This is a genomic window from Streptosporangium sp. NBC_01469 (assembly GCF_036227305.1).
Taxonomy (GTDB): Bacteria; Actinomycetota; Actinomycetes; order Streptosporangiales; family Streptosporangiaceae; genus Streptosporangium.
On record NZ_CP109465.1, the window covers coordinates 10,730,887 to 10,744,448 of the forward strand.

The following is a 13,562-nucleotide window of genomic DNA, read 5'->3' on the forward strand; positions in this document are numbered from 1 at the left end:
CGAAGGAGTGGACGCATGGACTGGCGCCACCGAGCTGCCTGCCGTGACGTGGACCCCGAGCTGTTCTTCCCGATCGGCAACACCGGCCCCGCCCTGATGCAGATCGAGGAAGCCAAGCAGGTCTGCAACACGTGCAGCATCAGTGAAGCATGCCTGAAGTGGGCGTTGGAATCCGGGCAGGACGCCGGCGTCTGGGGCGGCCTGAGCGAGGACGAACGACGCGCGCTCAAGCGTCGCACGGCTCGCACCCGTACCCGCGCGAGCGTCTGACCCGCCGCGCCACTCCTCCTCTCCTCCGGCCGGGCGACGGGCATGTCTCTCCGACCTGCCACGACACTCCTCCGGCCGGGCGACGAGCACATCCCTCCGACCCGCCGCGACATCCCTCCGGCCGGGCGACGGGCACGTCCCGCGCCGAGGGCGTGACCTGACGCGCTTCCCTTCCCCCGCTCAGACCGCGGGGAGAGGGATGCTCAGGCTCACCTCGGTGCCGCCGCCCTGGCGCGGCTCGATGGCCAGCCGCCCGGACAGCTCGCCCACCACCAGGGTCCGGACGATCTGCAGGCCGAGACTGGTGGCCTGGTCGAGATCGAAGTCCTCGGGCAGCCCGCTGCCGTCGTCGGACACGATCACGTCCAGCCGCTCGGCCCCGCGTGACACGATCACCTGAAGCTTGCCCTGGCGCTGCGCCAGCCCGTGCTGGACCGCGTTCTGCAGCAGCTCGGTGAGAACCATCGCCAGCGGCGTCGCGATCTCCGAGCGCAGCACCCCGAACGTCCCGACGCGGCGCGGTACCACCTGCGTCTCCGGGGCCGCGACCTCTCCCGTCATCGCGATCACCCGGTCGGCGATGTCGTCGAAGTCGACCTGCTCCTCGGGCGTGTGCGAGAGCGTCTCGTGCACGATCGCGATCGACCCGACCCTGCGCACCGCCTCCTCCAGCGCCTCCCTGCCCTCCGGCAGCTGCATCCGCCTGGCCTGGAGCCGCAGCAGCGCGGCCACCGTCTGCAGGTTGTTCTTCACCCGGTGGTGGATCTCCTTGATGGTGGCGTCCTTGGTCATCAGCTCCCGCTCGCGGCGCCGCAGCTCGGTCACGTCCCTGATGAGCACCAGCGCGCCGATCCTCCCGCCGCCGACGATCAGCGGGATCGCTCGCAGCTGTACGACCGTGCCGCCCGACTCCACCTCCGTCTCCCTGGGCTCCCGCCCGCTCGCGACGAGCATCAGGTTCTCGTTGATGGGCTCGTCGGAGTAGCAGAGCGTGGCGGTCGTGCGGCCCAGCTCGGCGCCGACCAGGTCGGCGTTGAGGCCCAGCCGCCGGTAGGCCGAGAGCGCGTTCGGCGAGGCGTACGTGACGCGGCCCGCCCGGTCGAGCCGGAGCAGCCCGTCGCCCACCCGGGGCGAGCGGACCAGGATCGGTTCGGCGCCGGAGAAGGGGAAGCGGCCCTCGGCCACCATCTGGGCCAGGTCGGAGGCGCTCTGCAGGTAGGTCAGCTCCAGCCTGGAGGGGGTGCGCGCGGAGGAGAGGTTCGTCGAGCGCTGGATGACGCCCAGGAAGTGGTCGGCCCGCCGCACCGGGATGGTCTCCTCGCGGACCGGCACCCCGCTCGACCAGTCGGGGTCGCCCTCGCGGCAGATGCGCCGCTCGTTCCAGGCGGTCTCCAGGAGCGGCCGCTCCCCCTTGGCCGCCGTCATGCCCACGATGTCGTCGTGATAGACCGTCGGCCCCGTGGTGGGTCTCATCTGCGCGATCGCGATCCAGCCCGAACCCTCCTTCAGCGGGATCCACAGGATCAGGTCCGCGAAGGAGAGGTCGGCGAGAAGCTGCCAGTCGGACACCAGCGAGTGCATCCACTCAAGGTCAGCATCGTCGAGCGCGGTGTGACGAACCGCCAGGTCGCTTAGAGTCGGCACCCGTGCATCATGCGTTCTTTGCAGGCCCGAACGCGAATCGGGTGAGGCCTGCTGGAAAGATGCGCCTATGGAGCAGACCCCCGACCCGCTGGCCCGGTTCCGCACGGCAGCGGCCACGAGGGAGGCGGCAGGGCTGCGGCGGGCCCTGCGCGCCCGCACACCCGACGACGACGGCCTGATCGATCTGGCCTCCAACGACTACCTCGGCCTGGCCAGGGACGAGCGGCTGGTCGAGGCGGCCGTGGCGGCCACACGCGCCTGGGGCACCGGCTCCACGGGTTCCCGCCTGGTCACGGGCTCCACGGCCCTCCACGCGCGCCTGGAGACGCGTCTGCGCGCCTTCACCGGCGCGGAGGGTGCCCTGGTGTTCTCCTCCGGCTACCTGGCCAACCTGGCCGCCGTCGCGGCCCTGGGCAGGGACGCCCTGGTGGTCTCGGAGGCGGGCAACCACGCGTCGATCGTGGACGCCTGCCGGCTGTCGCGCTCCCGGGTCGTGGTCACCCCGCACAGGGACGTGGTGGCCGTGGAGAAGGCCCTGGCCGGCCGGGACGAGGAGCACGCGATCGTGGTCACCGACGCCGTCTTCTCGGTGGACGGCGACCTGGCCCCGCTCGCGGAACTGCACGCGGCGACGGTGCGGCAGGGCGCGCTGCTGGTCGTCGACGAGGCGCACTCGATCGGGGTCGTCGGCGCCCGCGGCCAGGGCGCGGCGCACGCCGCGGGACTCGCGGCCGAACCGGGCGTTGTGAGAACGATCACACTGTCCAAGTCCCTGGGATCGCAGGGCGGGGCCGTGCTGGGCGCGCCCGAGGTGATCCAGACCCTTGTCGACACGGGCCGCTCGTTCATCTTCGACACCGGGCTGGCGCCGGGCAGCGTGGCGGCGGCACTCGCCGCCGTCGATATCCTTCACCATCAGCCCGAACTGCCCGGACGCGTGCGGGCCAGGGCGAGGGAGCTGGCCGCGATGGCCCGCGATCTCGGCCTGGAGACCGGCGATCCGGCGGGTGCGGTCGTCCCCATCGTGCTCGGCCCACCCGAGACCGCGCTTCGGGCCGCCCTCATCTGTGCGGAACACGGGGTGCGCGCCGGATGCTTCCGGCCGCCCTCGGTGCCGGTCGGCCGCTCTTGCCTGCGGTTGACGGCACGGGCCAATCTGAGTTCCGATGATCTAGCGGTGATCCGGGGTGCACTCACCGCCGTGGCCGAGATGAAGGTGACCATGTGAGCGACGACTCCCCGCGGATCCCGAAGTACTACGACGTCAAGCGCAGCCTGCTCACCCTCACCAAGAGCCTGCCGGCGGGCAGCGCCCTGCCCCCGGAACGGGCCCTCGCGGTCCGCTTCGAGACGTCGCGCACGACCGTGCGCCAGGCCCTGTCCGAGCTCGTGGTCGAGGGTCGCCTGGTGCGCATCCAGGGCAAGGGGACGTTCGTCGCGCAGCCCAAGGTCGCCCAGGTCCTCCAGCTGACCTCCTACACCGGGGACCTGCGGACCGTCGGCCTCGAACCCGACACCAAGATCCTCGACATCAGTTACGTCACCGCCGACGAGCCGCTGGCCCGCCGCCTGGCCATCAACGCCGGTGGCCGCGTGCTGCGCATCCACCGGCTGCGCCTGGCCAACGGCGAGCCGATGTCGATCGACACCACCCACCTGTCGGCCCGGCGCTTCCCCCGCCTCAGGCGGGAGCTGGAGGTGCACTCCTCGCTGTACGAGACGCTGTACAACGCGTACAACGTGCGGCTGACCGACGCCGAGGAGATCATAGAGACCGTGCTGGCCACCCCGTACGACGCGCAGGTGCTCAGTGTCGACGTCGGCCTGCCGATGCTCCTGCTCACCCGGCACGCCTTCGACGCGGACGGCAACCCGGTCGAGTGGGCCCAGTCCCTGTACCGGGGAGACCGCTACAAGTTCGTCACCCGCCTGCGCCGCCCCTGACGCGCCTGCGACGCCGACCCGCACGACGCCGCCCGGCCCGGCCCGCCTAAGGTGAGGCGGGTGAGCATTCTCGTGGTCACCGGGACCGACACCGGGGTGGGAAAGACGGTCGTCACCGCGGCGGTGGCCTCGCTCGCCAGGGAGCGGGGCTCCTCGGTGGCGGTGGTGAAACCCGCGCAGACCGGGGTGTCCGACAGCGATCCCGGCGACGTGGACGACGTCATCCGGCTGTCCGGGGTACGGACGACCTTCGAGCTGGCCAGGTACCCCGCCGCGCTGTCCCCGGCCGCGGCGGCTCGCCTGTCCGGCCTGCCGCCGGTCTCCGTCGCGCGGGCGGCGGCCCGGATCGAGGAGCTGGCCTCCTCGCACCGGCTGGTGATCGTCGAGGGGGCGGGCGGGCTGCTCGTCCGCTTCGACGAGGAGGGGGCGACCCTGGCCGACCTGGCCCGGACGCTCTCGGCGCCGGTGCTCCTGGTGACCAGGGCCGGGCTGGGCACGCTCAACCACACCGCGCTGACGCTGGAGGCGATGGCCCACCGGGGGCTGGAGCCCGCCGGGGTGGTGATCGGCTCCTGGCCGGCCGAGCCCGACCCCGCCGAGCGGAGCAACGTGGCGGACCTGGAGATGCTGGCCGCCCGGCCGCTGGCGGGCGCCCTCCCGGAGGGGGCCGGGCTGCTGGAGCGCGACGCCTTCGCCCGCGCGGCCCGCGCGGGGCTGGGCCCGGCGCTGGGCGGCGGCTTCGACCCCGCCTCCTTCCGCGCCACCCTTAGGCTTTCCCCGTAGCCGAAGCCGCGGACCCTCTCCACGATGGAGGTATTAGATGAGCGACATCCTCGAGATCGCCCGGACGCAGGTGCTGGAAGAGGGCCGCGGTCTCGACGCGGCGCAGGCACTGCGCTGCCTGGAGCTGCCCGACGACCGCCTCGCCGAGCTGCTGGCCCTCGCCCACGAGGTGCGGATGAAGTGGTGCGGCCCAGAGGTGGAGGTCGAGGGCATCATCTCCCTCAAGACCGGCGGCTGCCCGGAGGACTGCCACTTCTGCTCGCAGTCGGGGCAGTTCTCCTCCCCGGTCCGCGCCGTCTGGCTGGACATCCCCTCGCTGGTCGAGGCCGCCAGGGAGACCGCGGCGACGGGAGCCACCGAGTTCTGCATCGTGGCCGCCGTACGGGGTCCCGACCGGCGTCTGATGGACCAGGTCCGCCAGGGGGTGAAGGCGATCCGCGATGCGGTCGACATCAACGTGGCGTGCTCGCTCGGCATGCTCACCCAGGCTCAGGTCGACGAGCTGGCCGAGATGGGCGTGCACCGCTACAACCACAACCTGGAGACCGCGAGGTCGCACTTCGGGAAGGTCGTCACCACCCACACCTGGGAGGAGCGCTGGGACACCTGCCTGATGGTGCGCGAGGCCGGGATGGAACTGTGCTGCGGCGGCATCGTGGGCATGGGCGAGACGCGGGAGCAGCGGGCCGAGTTCGCCGGCCAGCTCGGCGAGCTCGCACCCGACGAGGTCCCGCTGAACTTCCTCAACCCGCGCCCCGGCACCCCCTTCGAGTCCTTCCCGCTGCTGGAGGGGCCGGAGGCGCTCCGGACGATCGCCACCTTCAGGCTCGCGCTGCCCCGCACGATCCTGCGCTACGCGGGTGGCCGCGAGCTGACCCTGGGCGACCTGGGCACCCGCGACGGCATGCTCGGCGGCATCAACGCGATCATCGTGGGCAACTACCTGACCACCCTGGGCCGTACGGCCGAGGCCGACCTCGGCCTGCTGGCAGACCTCAAGATGCCCATCAAGGCGCTCTCCGACACCCTCTGAGTCCCGGGCTTCCCCAGGGCCGGGGGAAACCCGGCGGAGGTCCGTGCTCCATGGACGGCACCGGAAGACCGGATCCGCGCCTCCCTCGCTCCGGCGGGCTCCGCGCTCCGGTCCGTACCCGGCGCCCTGCCGATCCCGTACGGCCCGCCACCAGGCGTTGGGCGGCCTATTTCCGGATAGACGCGATATGCGCGGACGGCATTAGGCGAGGGGATCTGGGCAGGGGGAACAATCCCTGTCCGGCTAAGTGACTGACTGGTAGGTTGCGCGATATGGAGTCTCCCAAGCACGCAGGTGACATAGCGGTCGCCGTCTCCAAGGCATATGGCATCGAGACCATGTTCACCCTCTCCGGCGGGCACATCTTCCCGCTCTACGACGGTGCGGTCCACGAGGGCATGCCCATCCTCGACGTCCGCCATGAGCAGAGTGCCGTCTTCGCCGCCGAGGCGACCGCGCGGCTGACACGCAAACCCGGGCTGGCCGTGCTCACCGCGGGCCCCGGCATCACCAACGGCGTCAGCGGGGTGGCCACCGCGCACTTCAACGGGTCCCCCGTCGTGGTCATGGGAGGCCGTGCCCCGCAGTCGCGCTGGGGGTCGGGCGCGCTGCAGGAGATCGACCACCCGCCGCTGTTCGCCCCCATCACCAAGCTGGCCTTCACCGGCTCCGGCGCCGACTCCATCGCGCAGGACGTGGAGATGGCCTTCCGCACCGCCCTCGCCCCGCACCGCGGCCCCGTCTTCCTCGACTTCCACATGGACCACCTCTTCTCGGCCGCGCCCCCGCTCGAGGAGGCCCCCGAGACGCTGACCCCGTCGCCGCTGGAGCCCGACCCCGAGGCGCTGGCCACGATCGCCCAGCTGATCGCCGAGGCGCAGCACCCGGTGCTGGTGCTCGGCTCCGACGTGTGGATGGACCGCGCCGAGGAGGTCGCCAGGAGCTTCGTCGAGGAATACCGCCTGCCGGTCATCCCCAACGGCCAGGGCCGCGGCATCCTGCCCGCCGGGCACGAGCTGCTGGTCACCCGGGCCAGGGGGATGGCGTTCTCGCAGGCCGACCTGGTGATCGTGGCGGGCGCCCCGATCGACTTCCGCCTCGGCTACGGCTGGTTCGGCGGCAAGGACGGCGCCCCGCTCGCCAAGGTCGTGCACCTGGCCGACGCGCCGTCGCAGCTGACCACGCACATGGATCCCGTGGCCGTCGCCGCCGGCGACCTCTCACTGCTCTTCTGGAGCCTCGGCGCGGCCTGTGCCAACGCGGGCGTCTCTCCCAAGACCTACGCGCCCTGGGTGACACAGCTGTCCGAGGCCGCCTCCGCCGCCATCGCCGCCGACGCCGGCCTGCTGGAGTCGGCGTCCGACCCGATCCACCCGATGCGGATCTACGGGGAGCTGGGCAAGGTCCTCGCCGACGACGCCGTGGTGATCGGCGACGGCGGCGACTTCGTCTCGTACGCGGGCAAGTACGTCGAGCCGCGGCAGCCGGGCAACTGGCTCGACCCGGGCCCGTACGGCTGCCTGGGCACGGGCCTGGGCTACGCCATCGCCGCCAGGATCGCCCGCCCCTCCTCGCAGGTGGTGCTGCTGCTCGGCGACGGCGCGGCCGGCTTCTCGCTGATGGACGTCGACACGCTCGTGCGGCACCGCCTGCCCGTCGTGATGATCTGCGGCAACAACGGCATGTGGGGTCTGGAGAAGCACCCCATGCAGATGCTCTACGGCTACGACGTGGCCGCCGAGCTGCAGCCGCAGTGCCGCTACGACCAGGTGGTCACCGCCCTCGGCGGCGGCGGCGAGCTCGTCACCGATCCGTCGGAGATCGGCCCGGCCCTGCGCCGCGCGTTCGACTCCGGCGTCCCCTACATGGTCAACATCGCCACCGACCCCTCGGTGGCCTACCCCCGGCACACCACGGGCATCTAGGAGAGCGCCACCGGGCTCGCGCACGGGGACCGGAAGGTCCGCCGGCGCGAGCCGGTCGTCACCGCTGAGGACTTAGGGCTTGCCGGTCGCCGTCGGCGTCGGGGTGGGCGTCGGCGGGCAGTCGACGTTGACGGCGATGATCTCCACCGGCTTGGACGGGTCCCACAGCGTGCCCGCGCTCGGGCGGGACTCGACCACCTCGACGCACTGGGTGTGGTCGACGTCGGCGCTGTAGGAGAGTGTCACCTTGAAACCCTCCTGCTTGAGCCTCGCCTCCGCCGCGCCCGGCTTCATGCCGACGGTGCCCGGAACGCTCCTCTTCGGCTTCGGCGTCGGCGTCGGAGTCGGGGTGGGAGTCGGCTTCGGCGTCTTCGTGACCGTCGGGGTGGGGCTCGGCGACTTCTCCTCGGTGGCATCCGGGGTGGGACGACTGTTCTGTGGCTGGCGCGTCACTGTCGGACTGGGCGACAGTGACGGCTTACGGGTCGGCGGCTTACGGGTCGGCCCCTTCTTCGTCTCGCTGACGGCGGTCGAGGGCGCCGGCTTCATGGGATCGGTGTTAGACGCGTCCCGGGAGTCCGCCATCCCGTTGATCGCCACCGCGACGAGGCCCGCGCACATCACGGCCGCGACCGCCGACACCGCGACCAGCCCGCTCTTGCGGCGCGGCTTCTGCGCGGCACGGCGTCCACGGCCCTGCGCGCCCGCCTCGGCGACCGCCCCGGCTCCCGCCGCCGGCGCGGTGGAGTGCGGCGAGCCCCCCTGCCAGCCGCTGGTCGGCGCCTGCGACCCCTGCCAGTTTCCCGTCGGCGCCTGGGCGTCCTGCCAGCTGCCGGTGGGAGCCTGAGCTCCCTGCCAGCCCGTCTGCGGCGTGGCCGATCCCTGGCCGTGCCGGCCGGTCTGCCCCTGCGGGCCTCCCTGGGGGGCCTGCGCCTGCCAGCCGGTCTCCGGCGGCTCGGCCTGCTGCGCGGACGCCGACAGCGTGTCGCCGCCCTCGGCGCCGAGGGCGGCCTGCCTGGCGGCGGCACTCATCGCCGTGGCACTGGGGAAGCGCCGAGCCGGATCCTTGGCGAGGGAGCGCTCCACAAGTGCCCTGGCCGCGGGCGGGACGTCCGGCGGCAGCGGCGGCGGCGCCTCGCGGATGTGCTTGAGCGCGATCGTGACGGGCGTGTCTCCGTCGAACGGTCGCTGCCCGGCCAGGCACTCGTACGCCACCACACCCAGCGCGTAGATGTCCACGGCCGGCGTGACGGGCGCGCCCTCGGCCTGCTCGGGCGCGCAGTAGGCGGCGGTGCCGAGCACCATGCCCGCGTCCGTCAGCCGGCTGGCGGTGTCGGACCTGGCGATGCCGAAGTCGGTGAGCACGAGCGTGCCGTCCGACCGCACCATCAGGTTGCCCGGCTTGATGTCCCGGTGGACGATGCCCTGGTCGTGGACCGCCTGCAGTGCCGAGGCCGCCTGGGCGATGAGGTCCATCGCGGCCCTGGGGGCGATGCGCCGCAACCGCCCGAGCAGGCGGTCGAGCGGCTCGCCGTCGACGAACTTCATCACCAGGTATGCCGTCGCCCCCGCGCCGGGCACCTCGTGAACCCCGTAGTCGTACACGTCGACGACCCCGGGGTGGTTGATCGTCGCCATCGCCCGCGCCTCGCCCTGGAAGCGAACCAGGAAGCCCGGATCGTCCGTACGGCCCGGGAGCAGCACCTTTACAGCGACGGTGCGGGCCAGGACGATGTCCTCGCCCTTCCACACCTCGCCCATACCGCCGGCGCCAATGCGGGTGCTTAGGCGATACCGCCCCGCCAGCGTCGTGCCTTGGGCCACCATGACTCCCCCGTAACCCTCTCCACTCCTACCCCAGAGCTCTCAAACCCCAGAGCTCTCCAACAAAGCGGATCCGCGTCGCGGCACCGTCACGGCGCTGTAACGAAACCCTGCATGCCGTATGGCTCACAAACGAGACGCGTGCCGTAGCATCGCACAAAACCCGGCACTTTTGGGCGTACTTATACACCTTGCAGGCCCTTGCGCCCAAGGTCACCCGGAAGTCACACAGGAAACACTCAGCCCGGGTGCCACGGCATCACCCCACGGTATCCGGGGCGAACTCCGTAAAACCCTACAAGGTTACGCAAAGACCAAGTAAGTCGGGGTTAAATCGAGCGGTGTCAGCCGTTCGTGGTGCCGTGCTCGGCGCAGCGCGCGGACCAACCGCCGGGGGTCACCTGCACCACCATCCGGCGACGGCAGCGGGAACAGTAACGGGGCGGCTCCATCACGCGGGCCGACAGGCACGCGGCGTGGTCGGCCTCACCTTCCGGGCGCCCGCAGTGGTCACAGTACGAGGTCACGAGACCAGACCCTATGCTGACGCGCATGACGCTCGCTCCCGGTCTGCAGGCACGGCTTCTCATCATGGTGGAAAGGGAGGACACCGCGGCGAAGGTCGGCAGCGGTGACGTCCCGGTGCTGGCCACACCCCGCGTGCTGGCCCTCGCCGAGCGGGCCAGCGTCCAGGCGGTCGCGGGTGCCCTGGCACCGGGCCAGACCTCCGTGGGCACCCGGGTCTCCCTGGAGCATCTGGCGGCCAGCCCGGTCGGCACGCACGTCGAGATCGCCGTCGAGCTCACCGAGGTCGACGGGCGCCGCCTGGTCTTCGGCTTCACCGCCCGCGACCGGAAGTCCGTCGTCGCCTCTGGAACGATCGAGCGCGTGGTCGTCGACCGCGAGCGCTTCCTCGCGCGGCTCGCCCGCGGCGGCGACGGCGGGACTACTGGATGACGGCGATCAGGTCGCCCTCCTGGATGACGTCACCCTCGGCGACCTGCAACTTGGCGATCACACCGCTGTCCTCGGACAGAACCGGGATCTCCATCTTCATCGACTCAAGGATGACCAGGGTGTCACCGTCCTCGATGTTGTCACCCTCGGCCACGAGGACCTTCCAGACGTTCGCCACCATCTCGGCGCGGATCTCAACCACCGGAGACTCCCATCGTTCAACGTTCTTCAACTGTGCCAGAAAGAGCTGATCACGCCCGCACACGGGACACCAGTCCCGTGTCGTGGTTCCCGCCGGCCGTCCTCACCATGACCGGGTAGCCGATCCCGGCGGCCGGCGTGGCCTGCTCCAAAAAATGTGCGGGAAGTCTAAAGCCGGTGAATCGGAGCCAGCCTGTCAATCACACGGGCCATCGCCTCGACGACCGTCGGGTCGTACTCCCGGCCCACGCCGAGACGAAGCCGTTCCAGGGCGGCACCCGCCCGGTCACGGTCGCTGGAACCGCCGACGAGGTCGTCGTAGGCGTTGGCCGCCTTGATGATGCGGCTCGCCATCGGAGGCGTCTCCGCGCAGGTGTCGCACTGGCGGCGGACGATCTCGGCCACCCGGTCCAGCACCCCGGTCTGCCTGATCACCTCCGCGCCCAGCTCGGCGATGCGCCGCGCCTGCTCGGGGTCGGTGAGGACCGTGGCGCCGCCCGGAATGGGATCGCGCAACGACAGCTGGCCGATGTCGTGCATGAGCGCGGCGTACTCAAGCTCCAGCAGCTCGGGCTCCGCCGTGCCGAGCTCCCGTCCGACCGCCACCGCCAGGCGGCTCACCCGGCGGGAGTGGCCGGGCTCGACGTATCCGCCGACCTCGGTGACCCGCGACAGCGCCCGTACGGTCTGCAGGTAGGTGGCCCTGATCCCGGCGTACTTGCGGAAGGCGACCTGGGTGACCAGCAGCGGCGCGGCGAAGACCAGCAGCGCGGTCATGCCCATGCTGTGCGAGGCGAGCGCGAGCAGGATGCCCGAGGCGGCGACGGCGGCCCCCAGCGGCGCGGCCATCCGCAGCTCGTCGTGGACGGCCACCCTGAAGGCGGCACGCACCTGCTCGGCCCGGAGCACGGCGGCCAGCAGCACGTCGGCCATCACCATGAGCAGGATGAGCAGGGCCATCACGCCGAGCGCGGGCCACCAGCCGCTCTCCCCTCCGCTGGCCACCTCGAACAGCGGCCCGGCCAGCGGCCGGTAGGCCAGCGCGAGCAGGGCGCCGGTGAAAAGCCTGCGCGCCATCCCGTCCAGCTGGGGCGGGCGGCCCACCGCGAGGTGCGGCAGCGCCCCCGCCACCATGCCGGCCGACAGCACCGCGACGACCTGCAACGCCGAATGCCGCGCGGGAACACCTCCCATGTCCAGCAGGAGCGTGTATCCGAGCGCGGCCGCCGCGCCGATCGGCGCCACCTCCCTGTTACCGGGCATGGTGAGCCTGGCCAGTTCCCCGATCGCGATCATCGCGCCGAAGGCGACGGCGATCTGGGGGTCGAGCAGGCCGGTCGCGGCCGTGTGGGCCACCCCCGCCACCGCCAGGAGTCCCGCCGCGCAGATCAGCAGGAGCTGGCCCGAGTCGAGCGTCTGGAAAACCCGGGTGGTACCGGAGCCGTTCATCGTTCGGACACCACCTGGATGGGCACGGTCGGGTCGTCGTGGTCCTTCGCGGTGGTCTCTGTCACGTCGGCCGGAGGCGTGACGACCGTGCGCGGCGGCTCCCAGCCGTCACGGTCGACGGCCTTGACGAACGCGACCACCATCACCGGGTCGAACTGGGTGCCGGCGCCCTTGCGCAGCTCGGTCATCGCCACCTCGCGCGAGCGGGCGTTGCGATAGGAGCGGTCGGAGGTCATCGAGTCGAAGGCGTCGGCCACCGCGATGATCCTGGCGAACTCCGGGATCTCCTCGCCCGCCAGCCCCATCGGGTAGCCCTTGCCGTCCTGCCGCTCGTGGTGGTGCATGATCCCGGCGAACGCCTCGTCCAGGAAGTCGATGCCGCGCACGATCTCCAGCCCGCGCATCGGATGGAGCTGGATGGCCGCGAACTCCTCCTCGCTGAGCGGGCCGTCCTTCTGCAGCACCTTGGTCGGCACGCCCAGCTTTCCCACGTCGTGGAGCATCCCGGCGTAGCGGATCGCGCGCAGCCGCTCGGACCCCATGCCGATCTCCTCGGCGATCATGCCCGCGGCCAGGGAGACGCGGGTGCAGTGGCCGCGCGTGTAGTAGTCCTTGGTCTCCACGGCCTGGCAGAGCGCGGCGATCGTCGCGTCGTAGGAGCGCTGCTGCGCGAGATACTGGCCGAAGGCCCAGCGGGCCACGAAGAGCGGGAGCAGCACGAGCACCGCGGAGATCGAGTTGACCGTGGCCCACAACCCGGCGATCAGCAGGCCGAAGGTGGCGTAGCCGAAGTAGGAGACCATGAACTGGGCCACGCCCCGCAGCGGCACCTGGTCGGCCTGACCGGTGAGCTTCAGCACGATCGCGATCAGCACGAAGTTGAGGGGCACGAAGACGGCCGCCGCGCCCGCGAACGGCACGATGATGTCGTCGAACCCGGCGATGGTCGGCACCCCGGACCTGCCGCCGAGCCACACGTAGACCCGGCCGGCGACGTAGCCGCAGATGGCGAACTGGGCGCTGTTGAACAGCCGCTTCACCAGCGGCAGGCCCGGCCGCACGCTGAACATGGCCGTCATGCCGACCAGTGCCGCTCCCTCGGGACCGAGCAGCACCACCGCGGCGAGCACCGCGGAGAAGCTGACCGACACCGCCGCCTGCCGGACGTGCAGCAGGGTGGGCACCGACTCGCACACCAGGAACAGCAGGGCCAGCACCATGAGGTTGGACCAGTCGAGCAGGTCCAGCCGGCCGTCCGACACCACGCTGTATCCGAGCAGCGCGAACGCGGCTCCGATGACAAGGATCAGATAGACCTTGGCAAACCACGGCAGTCCACGCAAAGCGGCCACCCTAGGGTTCCTAAAGGGCGCGTGCTCAGGTCCAGGAAATCCCAGGAAAGACCGGGGTGACCGTTTCCTTCAACATGCGCTGCCTCCACGTCGATTTCGCACCCAGGTTATCGAAGCGAATCTGATCAGGAGAGCGAGACGGCCAATCGCAAGCAAAGCGTAACCAAGCAATCACCGGCC

The 13,562-nt window shown here is 71.3% G+C and carries 13 protein-coding genes; 7 read left to right on the forward strand and 6 right to left on the reverse strand.

What is annotated here, in order from left to right; genetic code table 11:
* Positions 1-15: 15 nt before the first annotated feature.
* Entirely contained in the window at positions 16-270 is a 255-nt protein-coding gene (locus OG587_RS46735; protein WP_329085579.1) for a WhiB family transcriptional regulator, read from the forward strand.
* Between the two features lie 180 nt (positions 271-450).
* Here the strand turns inward: OG587_RS46735 and OG587_RS46740 are convergent, their stop codons facing one another.
* The gene (locus OG587_RS46740; protein ID WP_329085580.1) at positions 451-1,914 is read right to left on the reverse strand and encodes a histidine kinase N-terminal domain-containing protein; all 1,464 of its coding nucleotides are present in this window, start codon (positions 1,912-1,914) and stop codon (positions 451-453) included.
* Positions 1,915-1,981: 67 nt separating this feature from the next.
* On the opposite strand from OG587_RS46740, the gene OG587_RS46745 reads away from it, so the two are divergent.
* The 5 genes from OG587_RS46745 (at position 1,982) to OG587_RS46765 (ending at position 7,599) form a co-directional block, all read left to right on the forward strand.
* Positions 1,982-3,142, forward strand: a complete 1,161-nt coding sequence (locus OG587_RS46745; protein ID WP_329085581.1) for an 8-amino-7-oxononanoate synthase — start codon at positions 1,982-1,984, stop codon at positions 3,140-3,142.
* Entirely contained in the window at positions 3,139-3,858 is a 720-nt protein-coding gene (locus OG587_RS46750) for a GntR family transcriptional regulator (protein ID WP_329085583.1), read from the forward strand. Before OG587_RS46745 ends, OG587_RS46750 begins: the two co-directional genes overlap by 4 nt.
* Before the next feature lie 60 nt (positions 3,859-3,918).
* The gene (bioD, locus tag OG587_RS46755; RefSeq protein WP_329085584.1) at positions 3,919-4,641 is read left to right on the forward strand and encodes a dethiobiotin synthase; all 723 of its coding nucleotides are present in this window, start codon (positions 3,919-3,921) and stop codon (positions 4,639-4,641) included.
* Positions 4,642-4,678: 37 nt separating this feature from the next.
* Complete coding sequence (gene bioB, locus OG587_RS46760; protein WP_329085586.1) at positions 4,679-5,674, forward strand: biotin synthase BioB; 996 nt, start codon at positions 4,679-4,681, stop codon at positions 5,672-5,674.
* Between the two features lie 272 nt (positions 5,675-5,946).
* Positions 5,947-7,599 carry an acetolactate synthase gene (locus OG587_RS46765; RefSeq protein ID WP_329085588.1) on the forward strand — a complete coding sequence of 551 codons (1,653 nt, stop codon included), beginning with the start codon at positions 5,947-5,949 and terminating at the stop codon, positions 7,597-7,599.
* A 72-nt stretch (positions 7,600-7,671) separates the two neighbouring features.
* On the opposite strand, the gene OG587_RS46770 is transcribed toward OG587_RS46765, so the two are convergent.
* On the reverse strand, positions 7,672-9,426 hold the full coding sequence (locus tag OG587_RS46770; protein ID WP_329085590.1) for a serine/threonine-protein kinase: 1,755 nt from the start codon (positions 9,424-9,426) through the stop codon (positions 7,672-7,674).
* A gap of 341 nt (positions 9,427-9,767) precedes the next feature.
* On the reverse strand, positions 9,768-9,950 hold the full coding sequence (gene bsaP / locus OG587_RS46775) for a biotin synthase auxiliary protein BsaP (protein WP_329085591.1): 183 nt from the start codon (positions 9,948-9,950) through the stop codon (positions 9,768-9,770).
* A gap of 25 nt (positions 9,951-9,975) precedes the next feature.
* Here bsaP and OG587_RS46780 point away from each other — a divergent pair, with 25 nt between their 5' ends.
* A complete protein-coding gene (locus OG587_RS46780; RefSeq protein WP_329085593.1) occupies positions 9,976-10,380 on the forward strand; it encodes a thioesterase family protein in 405 nt (134 codons plus the stop codon).
* On the opposite strand, the gene OG587_RS46785 is transcribed toward OG587_RS46780, so the two are convergent.
* The 3 genes from OG587_RS46785 to OG587_RS46795 form a co-directional block, all read right to left on the reverse strand.
* Positions 10,370-10,582 carry a biotin/lipoyl-binding carrier protein gene (locus OG587_RS46785; protein WP_329085594.1) on the reverse strand — a complete coding sequence of 71 codons (213 nt, stop codon included), beginning with the start codon at positions 10,580-10,582 and terminating at the stop codon, positions 10,370-10,372. The two genes, OG587_RS46780 and OG587_RS46785, sit on opposite strands and share 11 nt — an antisense overlap.
* Positions 10,583-10,749: 167 nt before the next feature.
* Entirely contained in the window at positions 10,750-12,030 is a 1,281-nt protein-coding gene (locus OG587_RS46790; RefSeq protein ID WP_329085596.1) for an HD-GYP domain-containing protein, read from the reverse strand.
* Positions 12,027-13,382, reverse strand: coding sequence for an HD-GYP domain-containing protein (locus OG587_RS46795; RefSeq protein ID WP_329085598.1), 1,356 nt, complete (start codon positions 13,380-13,382; stop codon positions 12,027-12,029). The genes OG587_RS46790 and OG587_RS46795 overlap by 4 nt, the downstream gene beginning before the upstream one ends.
* Between the last annotated feature and the right edge of the window lie 180 nt (positions 13,383-13,562).

Bases quoted from the DNA above. Each gene is read 5' to 3' on its own strand.
- OG587_RS46735 (WP_329085579.1), top strand. From the start codon at position 16: ATGGACTGGCGCCACCGAGCTGCCTGCCGTGACGTGGACCCCGAGCTG.
- OG587_RS46745 (WP_329085581.1), top strand. From the start codon at position 1,982: ATGGAGCAGACCCCCGACCCGCTGGCCCGGTTCCGCACGGCAGCGGCC.
- bioB (WP_329085586.1), top strand. From the start codon at position 4,679: ATGAGCGACATCCTCGAGATCGCCCGGACGCAGGTGCTGGAAGAGGGC.
- OG587_RS46765 (WP_329085588.1), top strand. From the start codon at position 5,947: ATGGAGTCTCCCAAGCACGCAGGTGACATAGCGGTCGCCGTCTCCAAG.
- OG587_RS46770 (WP_329085590.1), bottom strand. From the start codon at position 9,426: ATGGTGGCCCAAGGCACGACGCTGGCGGGGCGGTATCGCCTAAGCACC.
- OG587_RS46780 (WP_329085593.1), top strand. From the start codon at position 9,976: ATGACGCTCGCTCCCGGTCTGCAGGCACGGCTTCTCATCATGGTGGAA.
- OG587_RS46790 (WP_329085596.1), bottom strand. From the start codon at position 12,030: ATGAACGGCTCCGGTACCACCCGGGTTTTCCAGACGCTCGACTCGGGC.